The 23962-nt window shown below is 39.1% G+C and carries 17 protein-coding genes and 3 pseudogenes; 9 read left to right on the top strand and 11 right to left on the bottom strand.

Annotation, left to right across the window (positions count from 1 at the left end; translation table 11 throughout):
- Positions 1-204, bottom strand: a 204-nt coding sequence (locus AC0L6R_RS11430; protein ID WP_473271335.1) for a hypothetical protein, incomplete at its 3' end; no start/stop codon positions are given.
- Between the two features lie 10 nt (positions 205-214).
- Complete coding sequence (locus AC0L6R_RS11425) at positions 215-3364, bottom strand: SusC/RagA family TonB-linked outer membrane protein (RefSeq protein ID WP_473271334.1); 3150 nt, start codon at positions 3362-3364, stop codon at positions 215-217.
- A gap of 639 nt (positions 3365-4003) precedes the next feature.
- Here AC0L6R_RS11425 and AC0L6R_RS11420 point away from each other — a divergent pair.
- Positions 4004-6532, top strand: coding sequence for a Kelch repeat-containing protein (locus AC0L6R_RS11420; protein WP_473271333.1), 2529 nt, complete (start codon positions 4004-4006; stop codon positions 6530-6532).
- An 86-nt stretch (positions 6533-6618) separates the two neighbouring features.
- Here the strand turns inward: AC0L6R_RS11420 and AC0L6R_RS11415 are convergent, their stop codons facing one another.
- The 7 genes and pseudogenes from AC0L6R_RS11415 to AC0L6R_RS11385 all read right to left on the bottom strand — a co-directional run.
- The gene (locus tag AC0L6R_RS11415; RefSeq protein WP_473271331.1) at positions 6619-7812 is read right to left on the bottom strand and encodes a glycoside hydrolase family 26 protein; all 1194 of its coding nucleotides are present in this window, start codon (positions 7810-7812) and stop codon (positions 6619-6621) included.
- Between the two features lie 90 nt (positions 7813-7902).
- The gene (locus tag AC0L6R_RS11410; RefSeq protein ID WP_473271330.1) at positions 7903-8859 is read right to left on the bottom strand and encodes a hypothetical protein; all 957 of its coding nucleotides are present in this window, start codon (positions 8857-8859) and stop codon (positions 7903-7905) included.
- A 25-nt stretch (positions 8860-8884) separates the two neighbouring features.
- Complete coding sequence (locus AC0L6R_RS11405) at positions 8885-10378, bottom strand: RagB/SusD family nutrient uptake outer membrane protein (RefSeq protein WP_473271329.1); 1494 nt, start codon at positions 10376-10378, stop codon at positions 8885-8887.
- Positions 10379-10390: 12 nt separating this feature from the next.
- A complete protein-coding gene (locus AC0L6R_RS11400; protein ID WP_473271328.1) occupies positions 10391-13786 on the bottom strand; it encodes a SusC/RagA family TonB-linked outer membrane protein in 3396 nt (1131 codons plus the stop codon).
- Between the two features lie 104 nt (positions 13787-13890).
- Positions 13891-14928 carry a FecR family protein gene (locus AC0L6R_RS11395; protein WP_473271326.1) on the bottom strand — a complete coding sequence of 346 codons (1038 nt, stop codon included), beginning with the start codon at positions 14926-14928 and terminating at the stop codon, positions 13891-13893.
- A gap of 156 nt (positions 14929-15084) precedes the next feature.
- Positions 15085-15420, bottom strand: a pseudogene (locus tag AC0L6R_RS11390) (sigma-70 family RNA polymerase sigma factor); the annotation flags it as partial.
- 375 nt (positions 15421-15795) lie between these two features.
- Positions 15796-16074: pseudogene (locus AC0L6R_RS11385) on the bottom strand (ABC transporter permease); the annotation flags it as partial.
- 1367 nt (positions 16075-17441) lie between these two features.
- Here AC0L6R_RS11385 and AC0L6R_RS11380 point away from each other — a divergent pair.
- The 7 genes and pseudogenes from AC0L6R_RS11380 (at position 17442) to AC0L6R_RS11350 (ending at position 20876) form a co-directional block, all read left to right on the top strand.
- The gene (locus tag AC0L6R_RS11380) at positions 17442-17999 is read left to right on the top strand and encodes a YciE/YciF ferroxidase family protein (protein WP_473271325.1); all 558 of its coding nucleotides are present in this window, start codon (positions 17442-17444) and stop codon (positions 17997-17999) included.
- 27 nt (positions 18000-18026) lie between these two features.
- Entirely contained in the window at positions 18027-18530 is a 504-nt protein-coding gene (locus AC0L6R_RS11375; protein ID WP_473271324.1) for an SDR family NAD(P)-dependent oxidoreductase, read from the top strand.
- A 17-nt stretch (positions 18531-18547) separates the two neighbouring features.
- On the top strand, positions 18548-18847 hold the full coding sequence (locus tag AC0L6R_RS11370; RefSeq protein WP_473271323.1) for an SDR family oxidoreductase: 300 nt from the start codon (positions 18548-18550) through the stop codon (positions 18845-18847).
- Positions 18848-18873: 26 nt separating this feature from the next.
- Positions 18874-19041 (top strand): hypothetical protein, encoded by a 168-nt coding sequence (locus AC0L6R_RS11365; protein WP_473271322.1) that lies wholly within the window; start codon positions 18874-18876, stop codon positions 19039-19041.
- A gap of 272 nt (positions 19042-19313) precedes the next feature.
- Positions 19314-19805, top strand: a pseudogene (locus tag AC0L6R_RS11360) (FAD/NAD(P)-binding protein); the annotation flags it as partial.
- 85 nt (positions 19806-19890) lie between these two features.
- The gene (locus tag AC0L6R_RS11355) at positions 19891-20580 is read left to right on the top strand and encodes a hypothetical protein (protein WP_473271321.1); all 690 of its coding nucleotides are present in this window, start codon (positions 19891-19893) and stop codon (positions 20578-20580) included.
- The gene (locus AC0L6R_RS11350) at positions 20523-20876 is read left to right on the top strand and encodes a hypothetical protein (RefSeq protein WP_473271320.1); all 354 of its coding nucleotides are present in this window, start codon (positions 20523-20525) and stop codon (positions 20874-20876) included. Before AC0L6R_RS11355 ends, AC0L6R_RS11350 begins: the two co-directional genes overlap by 58 nt.
- Positions 20877-20968: 92 nt before the next feature.
- Here AC0L6R_RS11350 and AC0L6R_RS11345 read toward each other — a convergent pair whose 3' ends face one another.
- Both AC0L6R_RS11345 and AC0L6R_RS11340 read right to left on the bottom strand, forming a co-directional pair.
- Positions 20969-21262, bottom strand: coding sequence for a PA2169 family four-helix-bundle protein (locus AC0L6R_RS11345; RefSeq protein WP_473271319.1), 294 nt, complete (start codon positions 21260-21262; stop codon positions 20969-20971).
- Positions 21263-22294: 1032 nt separating this feature from the next.
- Positions 22295-22813 carry a DUF421 domain-containing protein gene (locus tag AC0L6R_RS11340; protein ID WP_473271318.1) on the bottom strand — a complete coding sequence of 173 codons (519 nt, stop codon included), beginning with the start codon at positions 22811-22813 and terminating at the stop codon, positions 22295-22297.
- A gap of 801 nt (positions 22814-23614) precedes the next feature.
- Between AC0L6R_RS11340 and AC0L6R_RS11335 the strand changes: the two genes are divergently transcribed.
- Complete coding sequence (locus AC0L6R_RS11335; protein ID WP_473271317.1) at positions 23615-23941, top strand: hypothetical protein; 327 nt, start codon at positions 23615-23617, stop codon at positions 23939-23941.
- The last annotated feature ends 21 nt before the right edge of the window (positions 23942-23962 follow it).

Here is a 23962-nt window from a genome sequence, read left to right as displayed (position 1 = left end):
ATTAAATCCATTTCGGAAGTAGGCAAAATCCTCTACCGGAAGTTGAGAATATAGATTTGCCATGTAAAGTCTCACTCCTTCAGGATCAGAGAAGAGTTGTTCCCCCTGAATCCTATCAAGTGGTTCTTTATCCAGCACGTTATTACAAGAACTCTGCACGAGCATTGTAATAAGTATAAGTATAGAATAATGTATCTTTTTCATGTAAGTAGAATTAGAAGTTTGCGCTTATACCAAAGTTGAAACTGCGCTGAAGCGGGTAGGTAAATCCTGCGTTGAATAGACCTTCCAGTTTCTCCGGATCAAATGCCTTTACAAATGGATCTGTGATCGTAAAGATGTTATGCGCATTACTGAACACTCTCAAACTTGACAGACCGATTGTATTTAGAGCGTTGGAATTAAATGTATATCCAATCTCCGCACTCTTGAACCTGACATAGGAAGCGTCTCTTCTCCACACCTCACTTTCCGCATAGATCATCCCCATATTTTCAATCAAACGGGATGCTGGCCAGGTACCTGGAACCCACTCGCTGTCTGCATTGTAAGGGTCTTCTTTTCTCCATCGATCAAAGAAATATGCTGGCGTATTCGATCCTTTGAATGCTAAAATCTCTGCATATACTTCATTGAATCTCACCGAATACTTGGCTGCACCCTGGAATAGGAAGTTGAAATCAAATCCCTTGTAAGATCCATTCAATGTTAGACCAAAAAACATTTTAGGAGTACCATTCCAGAATGTAGGAAGCATATCATTTCCATTGATGATCCCATCTCCATTAACATCTTCGTATTTGAAATCTCCAGGTAGCTCTCGGATATTACCCAAGCTCCCGTTTTGAATAGGTGCGTTGAGAATTTCTTCCTGATTTGCAAACTGACCCTGATATTGGAAACCCCAAACTGCATCGTTGTTACGATCCAGGTTCCCGTTTCTCCAGCGGTCCATGCTGTTCAAAAATTCACCTCTTTCTACATAAATGTTTTTCGTCCTTGCATAGTTGAAATTACCACTGATTCCATATCGGAAACCATTGACTTCATTCTTGTAGCCTACCATAAAGTCCAGGCCACGTACCTGATCGCTATTCAGGTTTTCCTGAGGAAGGTTACCACCAAAGGTGTTTGGTAAGGACTGATTTCTATAGGCAAGCAAGCCCTCTCTATTCCTTTGGTACACGTCAAATTCCATATTGAATCTTCCGTCCCAAAGCCCTAGGTTAAAGCCCAAATCAAGAATTTCAGAGGTAAACCACGTGAGTTGTTCATTCACAATAGATGGAGATCCGGCTCCTACGGTGTATGTTCCGTCGTTAAACTCGTATCCTCCTCCCCCTGTGGTCGTATATCCACTGACAAATTGGAAAGGGTTACCTGCATCCTCCCCTACTATTCCATACGATCCACGGATTTTCAAATCTGAAAGCCAGGAGGAAGTACCACTCATAAAGCTTTCATCAGAAATTCTCCATCCTAAGGAACCTACTGGGAAAAAGCCCCAACGTGCATCCGGGTGATATCGGTATGATCCATCTTCACGGAAAGAGAACTCTACAAGGTATTTGTCCTTAAAGTCGTAATTAAATCTTCCCACAAATGAAACCCGTGCGGTCTGTTCCTCCAGACCTCCAGCCTGCTGATTATTCAAGCCAGCGAAGTTGATCTGGTCTGTGGTATAAAAATCATAATACCGAAGTGCTGACACCCATCTGGACCAGGTTTGTTGCTGCTCGAACACCAAAACACCTCCTAGATTGTGATCTTCATTGATTTTGGTATTGTAGGCTGCCTGCGCCTGTAAAGTGATCCTGTTAAAATCAGAGCTTCTATTGGAAATGTTTGAGTTTCCGTCGCGCTGCTTCTGCACTACATAACTATCCTCATTAGAATCATAATTATACAGATTGTATCCTTTTGATAGATTCTTGTTCAGATTGGAAGTGAAATCATAGGCTACCAGGCCTTTGAATGCTAAGCCCTTCAAGAAAGGAGCCTTATAATTTAAAGAAACTGAAGACTGGATATTCTTATCCGTAGTTTCGTTGTATCCTGTCAGATCTCTGTTTGCCAGAGCAACAGGATTTTGGCCTGAACCTACACTTGATGGATATTGGGGATTCCCGTTTGCAAAAGGCTGCTCAATAGGCAGAGTCGTCCGTGTTCCTTTGAATATATTGAAGAAATTCTCTCCTGGATCAGATCGCTTGTCTATTTTCCCGGCTATAAAAACCTGCGTTTCCAAATTTTTTGAAAGCTTGGCCGTGATGTTTGATCTCAATGTATAACGCTTGTACTTGATATCATTAGACTGAAGCAAACCTTGCTCGTTAAAATATCCGCCACTCAGAAAATAATTTACATTCTCATTTCCGCCGCTTGCACTCAAATTTTGCTGATACTGCCAAGCCTTATCCTTCAGTGTTTCATCATACCAATTCGTAGATTCATAGCCTGGGGCTCCTGTGATATAATTATTCAGGATTTCCTGGGAATAGAATGGCGCACCAGTTCCTAACAGTGCCGCATCATTTCTCATTTGAGCCCACTGGGATGCTGAGGCCATTTCCGGCACACCTGTAGGAGTCTGGAAACCTACAGTTCCACTGTAATTGAATTTTGTAACTCCGGCAGTACCTTTTTTGGTAGTGACGATAATTACACCATTTGCAGCGCGCACACCGTAGATGGCTGCGGATGCATCCTTTAGAACGGATATACTTTCAATATCATCAGGATTCAAGCGCTGAAACTCACTTCCTCCATCTCTTGGAATCCCATCAATCACATAGAGCGGCGCTCCTCCGAAACCACGAATATTAATTGAAGTATTGAATTCCCCCGGCTGTCCGGAGTTTTGTCGGATTTGGAGGCCAGGGACTTTTCCCTGAAGTTTCTGAGCTAAACTTGAGCTAGTGGTCGTCTGAATCTCCTCAGCACCTATATTACTGATCGCACTGGTAAGCGATTCTTTCTTTTGGGTACCATACCCAATAACCACGACTTCTTCAAGACCAGCTATGTCTTCTTCAATTGTGATAGTCAGCTGGCTTTGATTGCCTACTAAAATACTTTGCTTCTTATAGCCTATAAAGCTGAAGTCAAGTACGGCACCATCTACTGGAACCAGAAGCTGAAAGGATCCGTCAATGTCAGTCACCGTGCCCGTGGTAGTACCTTGAAGGAGAACCGTCACTCCTGGCACTGGCTCTTGTTTGCCATCCAAAACTTTTCCTGACACTTGTTTTTTCTGAACAGGGTCATTTTGTGCATTCACTAAGAAGGGTATCATCAAAGTAAAGACTACCGCCAGGTAGTACTGGATGAACACCCTCCTGATAAGAGGTCTGTTTTTTTTCATGTTGTTTAGATTAGGATTGGGAATTGTTAAAGATTAACCACTCAGAGAAGAGTAATTGATTGTGAAAAGTCAGGTAAAATCATGTTTCATCGGTATTAAATTTTGGGTTGGGATTAGGAAAATAGCTGCTAGGCCTGCCCGAAATTCGAGCAAGACAAAACAGGAATTCATTGAATTTTTATTTTGAGAAAGCCTTTAAGCTGATCACTTGATCTGAAAAAATCAAGTAGTAGAAATGCTAAAAAAACATGGATTTGACTCTCCAAGTAATTTGTAAAGTAGGTATTCTTCATTTTGGGTTCAGTTAATGGTTTGATCAAAAACTGTCCTAAATGAAGCACAAGGCAATTAATTTGGAATTAATATTTGCTTAACACTTCATAAAATTTGGAACAAAGTCAAAAAAAGATGAATAATCTGAAAATATTCTCTGTATTTGGGCAAGAAGGAATTCATCCGCTCCACCTTCTCCATTGTTTTTAACATTATGAAATAGAATAATAAACACTCAACACAAAAAAATCCATAGTCAAAAAATAGCACTGCCCATATTTCTTTTCTAGGTTTATATTGGTATTACCCAATAAAGACAATTACCCAAAATACTCCATTAGGAGAAAGATTAAAGCCTATTCACACGTGAACAAAATCAAGTTCTTCTTAATACTACTTTTTACTCAGCTTTTATGGACAAGAGCAGAAGCACAAACTGGATTGAATTCAGGATTGTACTTCAATTCCCATGAAGTAATTCAGGACGAAAGAACCTCGCTAAACTTAACACCGGACGATCCTATCACAATAAAAGAAAAACTAGTCCTGAATTTTGACATTCGGTTCAGACAAGGGGATGGTTACTACGGCTATATTTTTAAAATGCTTGGAAATGAAACCACTCCAATCAACCTAGTATCCAATCTGGCATCTGAAACGGAGAATTTTTGGCTAGTGGTAGGTGATCAATCTGTACTTTCTTTCTATTGGAAGGACCTAGGAGGTGTTATATATAACGAGTGGGCGAAAATAAAAATGACCTACGTTTCGGATTCAGGTGAATTCACCTTAAGTATCAATGGAATTGAAAAAAAAGCAATTCTCAACGGTTTCACTGGCCTAGATGAATTTCAGATTGTTTTTGGAGCAAGCAAAGTTGCTAAAATGCTCAACAGTGATGTTTGCCCTATGACTCTAAAAAACCTCAGAATACATGATTCTGATGTGGCTATAAGAGATTGGCAGCTAATAAAGCACAATAATGAGTGGGTGTATGATGAGATCAAAGGCTATGAAGCAGAAGTAAAATTTCCCAACTGGGAGATAGACAAGCATACCAATTGGACAAAATCGAAAAGTCTGATCATGTCAGAAATCCTCGGCATCACCAGCACTGTGGCAGCCGATACCATTTTCATTGTGGGATTGGATCAGGTCAAAGTTTACAACACTAGTACTGGAGAAATGGCTAGCATGCCTTATAGGTACGGGAATCCGTACCCTTGCCTAGACAATAACATCCTTTATAATGACAAGACTAAGGAAATCTGGTCTTACTCCTTCGACACCGTTGCAATAAATAAATTCAATATAAAAACCCTTTCTTGGTTGTCTGCTCCAGACACATGCCCAGAGCCGGATCTATGGCATCATGTCAGGCTTTTCAATGAACCAAAAGATCAGATTGTGACTTTTGGAGGCTATGGCCATTATACGTACAAATCCAATTTGATGTCTCTGAAGGATGGGGCAACTTCATGGGATTCTATTAATAACTCAAGTCAAATACCTCCAAGGTACCTAAGCAGCGCCGGGTGGATGGATGACCGCAAAGTTTTACTTTTTGGTGGCTTTGGTAGCCCTACTGGAAACCAAGGGATAAACCCACAACACTATTACGACATTTACTCGCTTGATCTCAAAAGTAAAAGCATACAGAAAATCAAGGAGTTAAAGAACATAAGCACTCCATTCACCCCGGTCGCCAATTCTATCATTTCAAAGGATAAATCAAGTTTCTACACCTTGCTTTATAACAACATCAATTATAATACTAGCCTTCAATTGACAGAAATTGGTATTACAAATGAAGTTTTCAGAGCCTTTGAAGACTCAATTCCCTATAATTTTCTGGATACTCAAAGTTGGGCAGGGCTATACCTAAACTCCAATGATTCAAAACTTATCGCAGTAACACGTACGGATAGCATAGTGGAATTCTACCAAAGGGCTTATCCCCCACTTTTAATAAATGAGGCTCTGCAATCTAATAGAGTAAAAACCAGTAATTCAACACTTATACTCTTAATAGCTGGGGCAATAGTGATCATTGCAGCAATTCTTGTATTTAGGAAATACGGAAATAGGGTGAAGCAAAAAAACCTTACAAAGGAGAATTTGGCAACTAGTCCAACTGAAAAAACAGTGATGGAAAAACCCCAGGGCGCTGCAATATATTTGATGGGAGGATTTCAGATTTTTGACAAAAATGGGGAGGACATTACAGGCCAGTTTACACCGACTATAAAACAACTTTTTCTACTCATTTACCTTTCAGGCATTTTGGACAAAAAAGGAATTTCGTCAGAAATACTAACTGAAACGCTATGGAGTGATAAGACCACTACCAGTGCCAGAAACAATAGGAATGTCAACATCAGCAAGATTAGGCTTATACTGGAAAAAGTGTCAACCGCACTGATATTAACTCATGAAAACACCTTTTGGAAAATAGAACATGACGACACAGTGTATTCTGATATTTTTGATTCCAAGCAATTGTTTCAGAAAGTCAAATCAGGTAATAAACTCACCGATCAAGAAGTAGAACGATTGCTCAGCAATTCCTCAAAAGGAGGTATTTGTCCAAGTGTTCAGACAGAATGGATGGACCAGTTCAAAGCTGATTTCTCTGCCCAATTGCTTGATGTATTTTTTGAAATTATGCGTCAAACAGATAATCATAATTTATTAGCCAAACTATCAGATTCAATCCTCAAACTTGACCCTCTAAATGATGAGGCACTACGACAACGATGCTATTCGCTTTCGAAACTTGGTAAAAAAGGTCAGGCTTTAACAGCCTACAATCAGTTCTGCAAAGACTACTTGAATCTACTTGGAGAAGAGTTTAAAACAGAATTCTCTGTTTTGTTGGAAGGAGGAACGTCTTAATGAATAGTTTTTTAATTCAAGCAGAAAATCCATTAAAAAAGGCCAATTTTTTCCGAATTAGCCTTTTTTCCTATCAATCTATCGTATTACTCAACAACTACATTTTCAGCCATCTTGTACATATCTGGCAAGTCCTTGCTGAATAATGTAAAGGAGCTTTTGTAAAACTCCTTGAAATCAGCTGCAGAACTGTGCTGAGCCCAAGGACCATAATAGTGATATCCTTCCTGTGTAGGATCGTATTTATTTCTCCACACGACTACTAATGAAATGTCTTTTCCGATGATAGGAGTAAGTATCTCCTTAGTCCAATATTTGGCATATTCATTTCCTGAATTGTCACGGACGCCTTCGATTCCTGTTTCAGTAACACCAACAGGCTTCATTTTGGCTTTACCCAAAGCTGCTAGATTAGAAACATTGGTGGAAAGGGAGTTTGTGTTGGTGCCATGATAACTATCTATCCCTATAAAGTCAACATAATCGTCACCTGGCCAGCGATATAAAATCTTATCTGTCGTACTAGGACTATCCAGTTGGGGAGAAATAGCAAAGATCAGATTATGTACTTCCTTTTCCTTGGTGAGGTAATCCACCGTGAATTTCCAAAACGATATAAATTCATCCTGTGTAGTTGCACTACTACCCCACCACGACCAGGTCTGTGTATGTTCATGATAAGGTCTGAAAATAATAGGTATCAAATCTCCTTCCGAATCTTTTAATTCACCAAGAAAGGAAGCTAAACGATCCAGCCATTCCTTGTATTTAACATTTGTTGCGCTTCCCTCGGTAAGGATTTCTTTTACCACCTGATTACTGGAATTATCCCAGGAATCTCCACCTGTTAAAGGGTTGTTGAGATGGGCACATGCAGTAATGGCCTCTCCTCTACTTCTTGCTTCAAGAATGGTTCTCTTACGATCATCATTCAGGTCGCTGCTAGCATGTCTATCATCCATAATTTCCGCAAAGTCCACAGAATAAACTCCTGGGAAATCCCCAACTATTTCCTTGGTGTCAGATCCACCGGCATCCGTGTACCAAAGTCTTCCATAGAGCAAGTCATCATGATGCCCAAACATAAAACCCTTGGATTGTATTGCCCATAGGTTTGAATAGAGGGCTTTAGTTTTTTCACTTGCATTTTTATCTACCAGCGACAACTTTATTTCTTGTTCCTGTGTGGGGTCAGGCGGAGTTATAATTGGTTCTTCTGCCGAGCTGCAGCCCATATTGAACACTAATGCTATAAGTAATAATATTTTAGGGAATCTCATTTTTTCTAAATGTGGGTTATTTTAAGTCTCAAACGAATAAAAAATGGGCATTCTCATCTATGAAATTAGATGAAATGCCCACGTATATAGTTAATCAACTTTTTCTAAATCAATCCAATACCTTCTTGGTCGCTTGATAAACTTGTCGTAGTCGCTATAGATACTATTCCAGTCATCAGTACCATTCAGATTGAATGCAAATGCATAATTATCAACTGTTTTGGAATACCCATTCCCTAAAGCCTCAGTGACAGGGCCTTCCACAAATTGACCACTTGTTTTAGTACCATCAGCAAAGGTGAAGGTCACCATACCGGTAGCATAATTTCTGGACCAAGTCCCTTCACCGGTTGGGATTTTTCTGTAAAAACCATTGACATCCGTTGCAGGATAACTGCCAAAAGCAACTTGTTGAAAGTCAGCATACGCTTCATCAGCTCCAGCATTGTTTACAATCTTACCAAAGCTATTTCCATCTTCAGTAAAACCTTCCAATTCTAGAGTCAAAGTATTATCTAGCTCTGTATCCGGACCTCCCGAAGGAAGCCATACCCAAGGTTTGTCCGTCATGGCAAGTACTCCTCCGCCGCCATATTCAGGCCCCGTACCTCCATAAACTATCAAGTTATTAATGTGGTACGTTCCGATTATGGTTTCTTCGAAGGGCTCTGCAATCACAGTATATATCCTTGATTTACCAGTTGGAGAAGTCACAGTGATAGTACTACTACTTGATTCATTCTCAAAGTTTAAAGTTTCACCTGGCTGTACCGTTGCCTCAGCTCCATAAGAAAGAACCAATGAATTTATCTTGACAGCACTCAAATCTGTAACAGCTCCGGTATTGATACCCAAAGTTATTGTTCCTGTCTGGTCATCCACCCGGACTATTTCCTCTTTTCCCACTTGATTTTCAAATTTGAGGGTAAGAATACTTCGCTCATTGTTCCAGTTGCCCTCATCAAATTCTTCAAACGGATCCTTTACACAGGAAAACTGAGTGATGACAATCAGAAGCAGGAACAGGTTACTTATATATGATTTCATTTGTTTGGAAATTTTGGGTTGAACATTACAAAGATTGATTCAAGTCGATTTCAATTTGAGGAAGCGGATAAAATGCAACTTGTTCATCCGTTAATCCTGCTGCTTCATCTATGAGTTTATTCACCCTATTGAACCTGCGTAAATCATACATGCGGTTACCTTCATACATCAGCTCCCAGCTACGCTCCAGCCAAACTGCCTCTCTAAAATCTTCCAGAGATAATCCAGGAATCAAATTCCCTAAACCTGCTCGGTTGCGGATGTAGTTGACCATTTCATAACCTTGCGCATTTGGTCCGGCAGCTTCTGCATAAACTAAAGCAACGTCAGAAAATCTTATCAAATACGGTTTGGTGCTAGTCTTATCCTGAATATAATGTGGGTCAACATATTTTCTTGAGAATCTGTAAGGAACGGCACCTGGGAAGGATGCGATTTCTTCACCTGACTCATCATAGACAATAGATACCAGCAATTCACTTCCTCGCTTATCCGCCTCATCAAAGGTGTCGTAGAAAGATTCCTTGGTCTGAAACACGCTCCAACCGTCGTGGGATTCGGTCAACGTACCATCACCATTGTCTAGGTAAATGGCCGAACCAGCGATATATGGGATAAAAAGTTTAGAAATTTTAGAATAATCCCCTTCTATGATTCCACTTCTATCCATCGACATCAGGAAAATATGTTCCGGACCGGTAGGTTGATCCACATCATAGATATCCAGTAGCTTATCATCAAACCCATAAATATTTTGACCTGTAATCACCTCGTTTGCAAAATAAGCAGCACTATCATACATGGCTGACACCTCTCTTCTACTGCTTGTGTATTGTGGCACGTTGTGATCTTTTGAAGAAGCTATATGCAGGTAAACCTTTGCTGCCAAAGCTTGAGCAGCAACTTTATCCGCCCTTCCAGTGGCTCTATGGATTTCCAGAAGTTCGATAGCTTGCTTACAGTCCGCTAGGATCAGATCATAAACTTCATCCAAATCGGTAGCTAGCGGAGATGAAGTCTGGTCCAGAGTTCCTACAAAAGATCTATGCATAGGCACTCTGCCAAAGTTTCTAGCCAAATTGAAATAGCTCCAAGCTCTCAAGAAATGTGCTTCTCCCAGATATTTGGCTTTGGCTGATTCTTCAATGGCTGAATTTGGAATCACATCAAGAATTGCATTTGTTCTATTGATAGCGATGTAGGCATACTTGAAGAAATTCACCAAACTCCCGTTAGTTGAAAAATTAGCTACTTTCCAGTTATTCAGATCCTGAGCATCTGCACCTTCATCAGCTTTTGGGTTGCACTCATCCGAGGGCATATCCCCTAGCATAAATACCGTTCTGGAATATTCCAAAAAAGTTAAAGCATCATAGGCATAACTAATTGCTGCTTCGGCATCGGCTACCGAATTGTAGAAATTATCTTCTGAATAGAAACCATATGGCTCCTCACTTAGGTCACACGCGTTAATCGTAAAAAGACCAACTATTATCAGTATATATTTTTGAAATTTCATGTTTGTGTTCAGTTAAAATGTCAGATTCAAACCAGCAGTCCATTGTCTCAATCGCGGATATCCACCCCAGTATCTACCATCCGTCCCTACTTCAGGATCATACCCGTTGAATTTGGAAAACGTGAAGAGATTGGCAGCATTCATAGACAAGCGTAAACGCATCGCCTTTGGCAAATCAAAATTGTAACCCATGTTCAGGTTTTGAATTCTTACAAAGGATCCATCTTCAATCCACCAATCAGAAAACTTCACCTGTCTGCCGTCTTTTAGACTTGGATATTCATTCGTAGGATTATCAGGAGTCCAGCGGAATGGAGTAATGCTTGGCTGGTTAAATGCCTGAGTATTTAGCACATCGTTACCAAACACCCCATTTAGAAAAATGCTTATATCAAACTTCTTATAGGTCAGTGCAAGGTTTAAACTAGCTAGGAAATCAGGGTTTGGATTTCCGATGATAGTACGGTCATTTTCATCCACACTGCCATCTCCATTGATATCCACATATTTATATTCACCTGGCTGAGCAAGGTCACCATCCAGACCTGCAAGCACACCTTCTTCCAATGTCTGAACAATACCATCAGCTTTGTACCCATAAAATACATTTACAGGCTGGCCTACTGCAAGGAGATTAGGAAATCCTCTAAACTGCTCGATGCTATTTCCAGAATATTGGAACTGCATACCTGTATTTGGATCGGTGATCAAGCCGGATTCCTCTGGATTCCCAAGACTCGTAACCTCATTTCTGTTTTGGAAATAGATCAGTGTTGCGTTCAAATTCAAATCCTTGGTTTGGATCAAATCGGTTCCTACTGTAAGCTCAATTCCTCTGTTAGTAATGGATCCGTTATTGATCCACATTCGATCATACCCTGATGAAAGTGGCAAAATTCTCTCCTGAAGAAGGTTGTCCGTATTCTTCTGATAGTAATCAAAAGTCACGTTCAACTTACTGTCAAAAAGAGAGAAGTCAACTCCCGCATCAAACTGGGCTGTAGTCTCCCATTTCAGATCCGGGTTTGGAATCCCTCCCCATAGCACTTCTATTCCTGATTGTCCAGTTCTTCCTACCTCGATACCAGGGCCGATTGCAGTAATCCAATTCCCGTTATTGAAGTAATTACTCACCCCATATCTGCTAAGTGTTTGATATGGTGAGATTCCTTGATTTCCCGAAATACCATAACTTAACCTAAACTTCAGTTGGTCGAAAACATTCATTTGTTTTATGAATTCTTCTTCATGAGCTTTCCAGCTCAACGCTCCTGAAGGGAAAAACGCCCACTTATTGTTCTCCCCAAATTTGGAAGAACCATCTGCTCTGGAAGTGAAGGTGAAAAGATACTTCTCGTCAAAAGTATAATTGAATCTAAAGATCCCAGAAACCAATTCAGAAGCTACCAATCCATTACTTACTCTGTTAAGTTCCAAATTTCCCGCTCCCAAATTCTCATTGTTTAGCGTTTCATTCACAAAATCAAATGCACCCAGGTGAGAAGTTCTTGATTCATCATTTTGATAAGAATAGCCAAGAGTAGCTCCAAAGTCATGCTTTCCAAATACCTTTCTATAGTTAGCAAAAGTCTCACTCACAACTGTACTTCCCTGCCAATTGTTGATATATGCCGCGCCATTATTAAACTGTCCCGCTTCTGTATAGCGCTTTGGCTGATACACATCATTGATGCTGGTACCAAACTTGAAGTTCAATCTAGAATTAATAGTAAGTGAAGGAATTACCTCCCACTCTACGTCCAAAAAGGACAGTAAATCGAGCGTTTTGGACTCATTCTTACGATTCTCAGTTATTGCTACTGGATGACTGAAATCATTGCTGTTCAGCATATAGTAACCTCCAGACTCATCATATACAGGCCAGACAGGACTTCTCCAGTAGGCTAAACCACCATTGGCATTGCGCTTCCCTTTTGTAAGAATATTTGAAAAAGTGATTTTAAGATTATCGAGAACCCGATGACTTATACTGAAATTCGTGTTGATTTTCGAGTAATCATCTTCAATCTGTATCCCTTTGTCAGTAAAATATGCAGCACTAAGGTTAAAACTCGTCTTTTCGTTGCTGCTTGCGATGGTTAAGGTTGTGTTGTTTGAAATAGGTGCATCTCTAAAAACTATCTGATCCCATCGTGTATTGTATGGCCAGTCTCCATTAGAAAGTTCTTCTACTGAGGGATAGTAAATGCCTGATGGAGAAACCTCCCCTATAAAAACCGGTTCAAATCCACCATTTACCCTACTTTCATTATTCAGCTGAGCCATTAAAGCTGGATCTCTCCAGAGATTAAGTTCAGAGGTAAATTCTGAAATAGTAAGCTGTTGACGAACACTGAAATTGGTTTGACCTTGCTTCGCCTTCTTGGTTGTGATCATAATTACACCATTCGCACCTCTTGAGCCGTATATCGCAGAAGCAGAAGCATCCTTCAATACTTCGACCGATTCAATATCAGCTGGATTGATCTGCTTCAATTCGCCCGCATCGCCTAATGGAAAACCATTCACAACAACTAAAGGAGAATTCGATCCTCTTAAGGAACTTCCGCCACGAATCCTTACTGTAGAACCTGCACCAGGATCCTGGGATGGATTGATGATTTGCAAGCCAGCAGCCCGCCCTTGAAGTACTCTTTCCACAGAGTTAGCAGGTATATCCTGCACTTCTTCCATCTCTACTTGAGCAACAGACCCAGTGAGATCCTCTTTTTTCACCACACCATACCCCACTACTACCACCTCATCTAAACTTTTTAGATCTTCCCGCATACGGATTTCAAGACGGGTGCTATTAGTTACAGGCACTTCCTGTTTTTCATAGCCTATGAATGAAACTACCAAAACAGCTCCCTGCTCAGGTACTTCCAGTGTAAATTCACCATCGATATTTGTAACAGTACCTACTGTAGTTCCCTTAAGGATTACTGTAGCACCAGGAATTGTCACCCCATCTGTGGCGGAAGTTACAACCCCAGAAATTGTCATTTCTCGGATCGAAACTTCAACAGTATTGCCCAATGTAGAAGTTGAGCTTACACTGATTGTATTGTTAATCTGTTTGAATTTGACTTTGTTCTCTCTGGCTATTCTTAGCAAAAGATCTTCCAGTGTAAGGCTTTGTTTGTTCAAAGAAAACCGTTGTTCCAAAAAGGAATCTTTGTTGTCGTAAACAAACACAAAGGGAGTTTCTTTCTCCAGTTTGCTAAATAGTTGACTTAGCTTTTCATTAGTAAAGCCGACGCTGACTTTTACATCCTTCACGCTTTTTATATTCTGGGCATTTATCTCCGATGCAACAAGAACATTTATAAAGAAAATCTGTAAAATCAGCCCGCATATTGAGTAGGTCAATCCCATGAGTAGTAGTTTTAGTACTCGTTTTTTCATAATTTTGGTAGGTTTATTGTTAAATTATAAGGGCAATGAATCGTATTAGACCGTATTGATTGGCAGATCAGTACGGTTTTTTTATGTCATATTAATTTTGGGTTTTAGTTGAACATTAGTGTCAATTCTTTTTCTTTTAAGTCATACTTAAATCCTTTGTTATAAGCTATAGCGTCTAAAACATTTGTTAAGTACTCATTTTCAAAAGTCCCCATCAATCTCCAATCTTTTTGAGGCACCCCAACTATTTTCACCGTGACTCCATACCACCGGCTTATTTCTGTTACAAAATCTTCCAGATTATCACCGTCAAATATTAATTTCCCATTCTTCCAAGAAATGGCCTTGTCGAACATTGCAGAATTACTTTCCTTCGAAAATTCACGGAATACAGCAAGTTGTTTAGAATAGGAAACTCCGTTGGAAGGCTCAATTAGCAAACCTTCCCTGTTCGAATCTGCAGTGACATTGATCGAACCTTCCAAAAGTGAAATATTTATATCCTGCTGATTTGGAAAGGCGTTTACATTGAATTTGGTACCAAGTACACGTACACTCACATTATCTGCGATCACTATAAATGGCCGATCACTGTCATGTTGCACATCAAAAAATGCTTCTCCCTCCAACTTGACAAGACGAACAGAGTCAGAAAACTTCTCCGGATAGGATATTTTACTATCGGCATTAAGCCAGACTTTGGAACCATCGGGAAGTTGAGCTTGGGATTTCTGACCAATAGGGTTATGCTTTTCTATTGTCGCTACTTCTACTTCAAAGGTCTGAGGAGCTGATAACCTTTCTCTTATACTAAATATTGCAGTGACAGTTAGAAGCAACGAAATGGAAGCCGCAATGCTTATCCATCTTATTCTTCCGGATTTTTGTTTGACTGAAAGCAGTTCCGACGGTGAATCCGAAGAATCAAGGTATTGCTTCCATAACTTCTGCTTCTGAAACTCATGATTGATTAGCTTAGGGTCTGCAGTATCTTTCTCCCAATAGTCTTTCAGCTTATCAAATTGATATTGATTTAAAGGAGATTCTTTCACCCAGACAAAAACCTTCTTTTTCTCAGAAAGGCTAGCCTGTCCGCTTAGGTAGCGGGTAATGAGTTGATTTATGTCTAATTCTTCGTCCATGAAGGAAATGTGTCATGCTTGTAGAAGTAAAGACAGTAGAATCAATAAAATCCCGTAATGGATTTCTGGAATTTTTAAAAAATATTATTGGAAACAATTTATCTATTTGATAATCAATTCAATAAAATCAAAAATAGATTATAAAAATGTAGGCTTTTAAATAAAAATAGATAGGAACCTTTGTTTGGATATAGGGATATAATCCCTGTGTTCTTCATAGTATTCCTTCAAAGAAACCCGAAGGTCTTTAATTGCAAGCTTCAAATGAACTTCAACAGTTCGTTCAGAAATTTCTAAAATCTCAGCAACCTCTTTGTGGGACATATTCTCATCCTTAACCATCTTGAACACAAGTCTCCTCTTAGGAGGTAAGGCCTGAATGACTCGGTCAAGCAATTGCCCCAAATTAGTATTGATTAATGTTTTTTCAGGATCATTGCGCTCAGGAAGCAAGTAATCATTGATGTCATCAATTTGAATATTCCTAAGCTCTTCAGCTTTGGATCTTAGTTATGAAGAGATTTGTCTGGTCACTGAAAAAATAGCCAAAATTTCGGATTTCAAGTAGGGTTTCTTTTTTCTGAAGAAGCTTTAATAGCACCTCCGAAACCACGTCTTCAGCCAGATCATACCTAGGCAAAAAGAGCAAAGACAGATTTATTAGCCTAGTATGATAATGGTCAAAAAATTCCGAAAATGCTTTTTCGTCATTTTTCTCAACTATTCGAGAAAGTAGGTGTCTTAATTTTATTGGGTTCATTGAATACCAAATCTAATAATTTTATTGGTTTTCAAAGTTTCTTCAAATTAGCCAATAGTTAACTCATTAATACTTCTACCATCCAATCAAACAGCCTCACACCATCCTTATTCAGACTTCAAGCTGAATACAGGATTCACATAAGCAACTCTTAGTATCTGATATCCAACTGTAAAGGCTGCAATAACCAATGTACTGCCCCCTACCAAGACAAAGGTCCACACATCTAGCTTAATATTAAATTCAAAATCCTGGAGCCATTGATTCATAAACCACCAGCCAATCGGGGCGGCTATCAGAAAAGCAATCAAAATCAGTCTTACAAACTCTTGACCGAATAGCCAGATGATATGAACTTCTCCCCCTCCCATCACTTTCCATATGCCAACTTTTTTGGTCTTCTATGAAATCAAACCATATAGTCCAAGGTATCCCAATATTCTACAATCTCGAATTCCGTAAATTTAGCGGCATTATTGAGATTCCCGGATTAAACTTTTAGGATCTCCCCTATCACCTTTCTCCAATCCTCTTCCCTATCGGAAATAATTTCCAACTCAGTTTCCAATTTATAGCATCGGGATTTTAAGCTCCTCGGCCTATTTCGGATAATCCAAAATATTGTCCTTGTAATTCTTAAACCAAGCCTTACAATCCGCCTCCGTTTTCATCTAAATTTCCCCTGGCCACCTTCCTCTAACCCAAATGTGAGTTCATTATCCCATGTCTAGTAGGTATATAAAGCCACTCAAATACTAACGAAATAAAATATTTTGCGATTAAAACTAAAATCGCACAGTTTCCTGCTGTTGAATTGTCAAATTAAACCAGCAAGGTATCGTAAGACAAAATTTAAAGATATTTGAAATATGAATTTCATTATCTTTCAATAAAACAACTAATATCTAATTCTTTGATCTAAACTAATTTCTAGTATATTTTTTGAAAAAATTTAAATATTTCACTAACTTACTGAAAATTAATTAGTTACATTACTTAAAAATAGTTTTGCCTTATTCGGTGACCTAAAGAATAACACGACTCATAATACATTGTATTTCAATAGTTTACAAGCTAAGGTTCGAATCCTGCCACCCCGACAAAAACCCTTCCAAGGGAAACCAAAAGCCTGTAAATCAGTAGATTTACAGGCTTTTCTGTTTTTTAGACTTTAGTACTTTTGCCACTACCTAATTCTCTTTAGAAGTCTGGTTCTATGGATCATCAGGCATAGTTTTATAATTATAAGTGTTTAAAGTGAATCCTTAGCCCTAGAAAATCAGCTAGATATAGGATCTATTTTTCGAAACTCTCTCCTTCTTCAGGTGGTTGCCCATTGCCCTTTTATGGGAAATAGAAATCTTCTTCTTAGCGGAATTAACCAGTGTTATATCAGGTTGGTTAGAGGTAGCTCACATTTAACAGGCTAAAAACTAGTTAGAATACATATCCTGAAAGTATTAGGATGAGATTTCGGCGTTAAGTGTTACGATAGAGATAATTTCCTACCGCAGATCAGAAAGGCAATGCAGCGAATACTTTCCGATAAGATCAAATAGTATTCTAGCGTTTGCTCAGCGACAAATATTCTCAACTCGTAGAAATCTTTCATCAACCTGGAGAGCCAGTGGGACAGTAAAACCCCATACCCCACTTTTAGCAGCAGTTTGAAAGGAAAATCAATACGTACCACATCTTGGCCTTTGAATTGGAATGGGTGAAATGAACATTTAACCAACTAACCAATTTTATTATGGCAACTCAAGCAAAAGCAGCGAAGAAAAAGGAATCCAAATTCAAAAAACTCTTTATCGATGAAATCAAGGATATCTATTGGGCAGAAAAACACTTGGTAAAAGCCCTACCTAAAATGAGCAAAGGGGCTACCTCTTCCAAATTATCTGATGCTATAGACCAACACTTGGAAGAGACCAAAACTCATGTTAGCCGCCTGGAAGAAGTATTTGGAATTCTGGGATTGAAACCACAGGCAAAAAAGTGTGATGCTATGGCCGGCCTAGTCAAAGAAGCAGAATCTATTCTGGAGGATACCGATGCCGACACCATGGTGAGAGATGCCGGAATCATCATCGCCAGTCAAAAGGTGGAACACTATGAAATTGCTTCCTATGGATCACTGGTTGCCTTTGCAAAGAAGATGGGATTGAAAGAAGCCGCCTCCTTACTGAGCAAAACTCTTGATGAAGAGAAAGCAACTGACAAAGGACTGACCAAATTGGCTACTTCAGAAATCAATGAAGAAGCTGCAGCAGTTAACAAAAATATGAGGGCTTACCCCCTCATATTTTGATTTACTTTTTACCTAACCAACTATAATATGAAAGAAGTTTCTGAAAAAGAATTCGATCCCCAGCCCGAGTATTTGAAAAAAGGACATAAAGGATCCGGAATGCTGAAAGGCAAAGTAGCCATTATAACTGGAGGTGATAGCGGTATCGGTAAGGCAATAGCAGTTCTTTTTGCTATTGAGGGAGCACACGTTGCCATTTCTTATCATAGTTCGGATAAAGACGCCAAACAGACCCTCCGGGAAATAAAAGAGCACTCCAAGGAAAGTATGATGATCAAGGGTGACTTGACCGACAGCAAGCATTCGAAGCAAATCATAAAAAAAGTAATAAAGGAATATGGACGCCTGTATCTGGTAAACAATGCCGCCGTACAATTTCCGAAGGACGAGCTTACTGACATCAGCGATGAGCAGATTCAGAAAACTTTTGCAACCAATATTTTCGCTTATATGTATTTATGCAGGGAGGCGCTGCCGCATTTAAAAGAAAGGGGCGGCTATCATCAATACCACTTCCGTGACCGCATATAAGGGAAATGAACGATTGATTGATTGATTACTCTGCCACAAAGGGTGCTATTGTAAGTTTCACCGATTCGCTTTCCGCAAATCTTGCACACAAAAAAATACGCGTAAATGCCGTAGCTCCAGGGCCGATCTGGACTCCACTTATTCCTTCTACTTTTCCCCAGGAAGATGTGGATGGATTCGGCAAAGACGTCCCGCTCAATCGTCCTGGGCAGCCTTCAGAAGTTGCTCCCTGTTATTTGTTTTTGGCATCTGAGCAGTCCAGCTATATGACTGGGCAGGTTCTTCACCCAAACGGAGGCGAAATTATTAATACTTAAAAATAACAACCATAAACCCTAAAATTATGAAACCTGATTCAGACAAGAACCGAAGAATACCAAAGGATAAAGAGGATATTAAAGTGACTCCCTTTGGCACCAAAAAAGAAAAGAGAGAGGTACCTGACCAGGTGCCCAGGGAAGAATTCACCGAAGACCAACCTAATAGGGAGAAAAGCAAAAAGGGAAATTGAAAATTACATTCCCCTTCAGTATTTCTTATTCACCTATTTCCGCGCAGGTAGTCGGCGTCGAATCTGCTCAACTTTTCATCCCAATAATAAACCCAAATTTGGAAGTATAAATGCAAACAATCGCTTTACTAGGTGGTGGCCCTGCTGCACTATTCATGTATAAAAGAATAGTTCGAAGCTAACCTGTGTCATTACACAGTTCACATTTTTGAGAAACATGAAAAACTTGGCGCAGGCTTACCTTATATAGTAAATATGGTGCCTCTAAAGAGCATATCACGAATGTGTCATCCAATGAAATTCCGTCTATCAAAACCTCTGTAAAAGATTGGATATCTCAGGCTTCCAAAGCTTTGCTTCGGAAATTTGATATGGATGAAATTAGCCTGAATGAATATAAAGTTCTCCCGCGTCTTCTATTTGGGGAATATCTCGAAGCTCAGTTCAACTTACTTCAGAAAGAAGCTAAAAAAGCTGGAATTCAGACGGCTGTTCATTTAAATTCAGAAGTGGTTAACGTATTGGATAATGAAAATGCCGAAAAAGTAAATGTAATCCTGAAATCAGGAGAAAAGTTAACCTTCGATAAAATAATCATCTGTACCGGCCATTCCTTTCCGCGAAAGAAGGAAAAGAAAGTGAAAGGATGGTTTGATTCCCCCTATCCGCCAGAAAAATTAGCTCTTCAGGTTAATTATAAAGTAGCCATTCGTGGAGCCTCACTTACGGCAATTGATGCAGTGCGTACCCTTGGCTCGAGCTAATGGAAAGTTTAACCACGGCTCGAATGGAGTTTATACCTACCACCTGAGCAAAAAAAGTAAAGGATTCAAAATCAAACTGTTCTCATTGGGCGGCCTATTACCGGGTGTGAGAATCCATTTGGAAGACACACGTCCCGATCCTTCAGATCTTCTCTCAGAAGATGAAATCAAAATCATCAAAAATCAACATAAGGGTTTTATTCCTCTGGATTATGTCTATGATCAGAACTTCAGGAAGATTTTGCAGGAAAAGCAACCCGATCTGTATAAGGAGTCCAAGGGAATGGCCATGGAGGAATTTATGGAGTTTATGATGGACAAGCGAAAAAAAACTGATCCAATGAGGCTATTCAGGCAGGAATATGAGGAAGCGGAGCAGTCCATAGAAACTCAGGAATCCATCATTTGGAAAGAAACTTTGGCTGATTTAAGCTATGTGATCAATTATGCTATCAAGCATTTTTCAGCTGAGGATATGCTGCGGTATAAAAGATCTCTCCAACCCTTAATTTCGCTCATCATAGCTTTTGTACCTCAAAGTTCAGCCAGAGAAATATTGGCTCTACATAATGCAGGGGTCCTGGAATTGGTGGATGTCGATAAGAACAGCCTAGTAAAACCTTCGGAAAAAGGAGGATGTATATACAGCTATGGCGATAAAAAGAATCAAAAAAAGAAGGAGCATTTCAAAATGTTCATCGATGCCTCTCGGGACAGATGCCTTTTTACTTTAAAAAATTACCATTTAAGGGACTTATACATACCCATACGCTGAGTCCTGCCTATCTTAATTTTGCTGATCAGGAAAATGCCATACAAGAATTCGAAGAGGGAAATAAGGAAGTGCATAAAGATGTTTCTGGTGTTTACCTCCTGCATTTACCTGGGATTTCCATCAACGACTATTTCCAACCTTTAAATCAATATGGTGTGGCAAATAAAAGGATATATGTAATGGCCGTGCCTTATATATCCGGTCTTAATCCTGACTATTCTGGACTGGATTTCTGTGAAGTTGCTTCACAAAAAATTCTGGATAATCTAACTGACCCTTATCATAGAAATAGATAAGGTTAAAGATTAGAAAATTTGGGTAGGACAAAAGTCACAAAAAAAATCCCAGCAAATTGCCGGGATTTTATTTTGTGAATTCTTAATCACAATTAAGCCTGCTGGTCACGCAGCTGCTTAATTTTGTCGTGTGATTGACGTAAAGTTGCCTTTTGCTCCAGAATCAAAGACTTTAGATTTGCTGGCAAGTCCTCATCTTGTGCGGCATCTTTATACGCTTTCTGTGCGGCATCCTCACCGAATTCGCAGTTTTCCAAAATGCTTTTTCTGTTATGGCCTGTAAACACAGCCTTAACATCCATCCAGGCTCTATAAAGTTTGCCACTTGCAGTACTGCTTTCCTCTGTATCTTCCCTGAAGACGTTGAGTTCAGTGGATAAGGCCATTTTGCATTTGCGGCTTTCATCTCTGTCATCGATCGAAAGAGAGGTTTCAAATCCTGATCCTCAGGCTTCAGGTTTTCAATAGCTTTTTCATAGCCTTCAATACGATCGTTGTTGATCTGTCCCAGGTCAATTCAGAATTTGTCCGCAGCTTCATTGATAGTTTTCATAATTGGTTGCTTTGTGGTTTAAATAATTTGTGTCAATGACCAGTGTCATTGATTTATTATCATCCAAAGAGAGTTGCCATAGCGAAAGGAGCCCTTTAAATCGCTTTATGAGTCTATTACAGCCAGTTTTCCACAGTAGCTGTTAATTCAGAGGTTTGTGGCTATGAAAAATAATCCTCAGTGTGTAGAGTTTAATGCAAAAAAAGTATTCTGGAAATTCTATGGTATTGTATTGAATAACCAAATAATTCCACAATGCTTCCTTAAAAACAAAATGCATTTTATCGTCTAAATACAAACTATTTAACGTCACGAAAATCAAGTACTAATTACATACAGAAATCTTATAAAAAACATTGATAATCAATCACTTAAAATCATTACTTTTTACTAAATTAAACATTCAAATGTGAGACTAGCCACTATGAAAACCCTACCATCCCCTACCTACTTATTCATTAGTGAGTTTGATGTGAAACAACACTTAAAAAGTCTATATCCAATAGCTAGGGTTCAGGTTTACGGCGAAAGGCTTGATGAAAAACCACTTCATACCCTTTACATTAAATTTTTTGAGCGTTCGACTAACCTTCTCAACGACTATGAGAACTCAATAAGAACTATAGTTAAACAGTATTTCGCTAAGGCCCTTGCCTTTGAATCTGAATGGATCAACTGAAATAACCATTCATACCTACTTACTCTTCAATTTATTAATATTGAAAAATCACTGTACCCTATTGATTTTTATTCAGTTCAAGTAACCCTGACCAAGCTTGCCCCATACCTTCCTTGTAAGCGTTGCCTGGGTCCAATCAAAGAAAGTCCTTCAGCGAATCTTTTAGCAGTATTTTTACTGACAAAATCACAACTTATCAAGTCCATCCACGGTACTGATTATTCCTTTTTCCTGATTTTCAATGACCGAAATATCACCAGTACTCTCCAATACCACTAAATACACCTCATCTAAATTTGCATATCCCTTTAGCCTACACTCATTAAATACTTCCTCAGAAGTGAGTCGTTGAGTCTTCATTTCGTTTTCCAAAAACTCACCTTTGTAAAAAACTATCACAGGTTTACTTGTCACCAAAGTCCTGAAACCTTTGATATGAACAGACAGGAAAGTAAAGACAAACTGCATAAAAATAAACAGCGAAATAGCCAATACCCCATCTGTCAAAGTGATGTTTTTATTCAAGGCTATAGAGGCTAAACATGAGCCTAAAGCAATGGTGACCACAAAGTCAAAAGCATTCATTTTGGATAAAGTTCTCTTCCCTGAGATTCGGAGCAGAAATACCATCGCCAGATAACCCAATATTGTTAATAATCCAGTTCTTATTGTACTTTCCCAATTTTCAAAAATTAAAGTTTCCATATAAATATTTGTCTAATTTGTCTATACACTTCCACTAAGTAAGCAAAAGCAATGCGCGAGATATTAAAGTAAAGAATTGAGGCCACTTCGGGCTACGGGCACTTGTATTGAGCGTAATCGAAGTCTCGGTCTAATAACCTGATAAGAAAAGCCTCTGAGGAACTGGCTTAATTACGGCTAATCAAATAATTTTTAATTAAATGTAAAATTAAATTCCCCTTACACATGAAATCTATATTAGGCCTAAAAACAACGATTACACCCCTAATCAACTCATTGTAAGCCAAGTTAATACACCTATGTAAAAGAAAAAGTTTTCTTAAACAAACTAGCTTACTGCTAAAAGCACATCTAGGAAATGTTCAAAAAAATAAATAAATACTAATCTACTTATAAGGAAAGATCCATTGACAGCTAAAAAAATGAACCTATATTTCCATATTACCTTCAAATCAACCGCACATAAAATGAGTCAAGCCTTAATTTTATATATATCTTCTATGTCCTACAAAAAACCGTAAGAAGGGAATTACCCCCTCCCTTAAAATTTCGAGAATTTGATGAAGAAGGTTACGATTAAGTATTTTTACTATATACTGGCTTTATGCCTTTTGTTAAAGCATCCTGTGCTTTCACAATCTGTTCCTAGCTCATCAACTAAAAACCCTGAAATTGTCCACAACTACGTGATGGAAATTTGGAACAACTCCAAAGGACTGCCCCAAAATGCAGTATTCGCTATGGAAAAGGACAATTTTGGATATTTATGGACTGCAACAGAGGAAGGATTAGCCAGATTTGATGGAAAAATTCTCAAAGTATTTCGACCAGGACAACTATCCTGAAATGCTTGAGCAGACCTATTACAATTTTTTTAAAACCGAAAGTGGTATTTGGGCGGCCGGAGACCGGAGTATTGCTTTGCTTAATAAAAACATCAAAACAATAATTGATTGCTCCGAAATAACGGATAAAGCCTTGATCAGAGCAATAGCAGATAATGGAGAAGGTGGTTTACTTATAGGCAATCAAAAAGGTCAGATTTTTCCTGGGATCAGGAGACATTCTCTCTTCTGCCGTATTGGACTCCTGGAGTTCCGCTGGACATATTCGGATTCTACCCACTGAAAAACTCAATTATACTTGTGG

Source organism: Algoriphagus sp. 10J20-15 (genome assembly GCF_055809615.1).
This window is presented reverse-complemented; position numbering and strand designations above follow the sequence as displayed.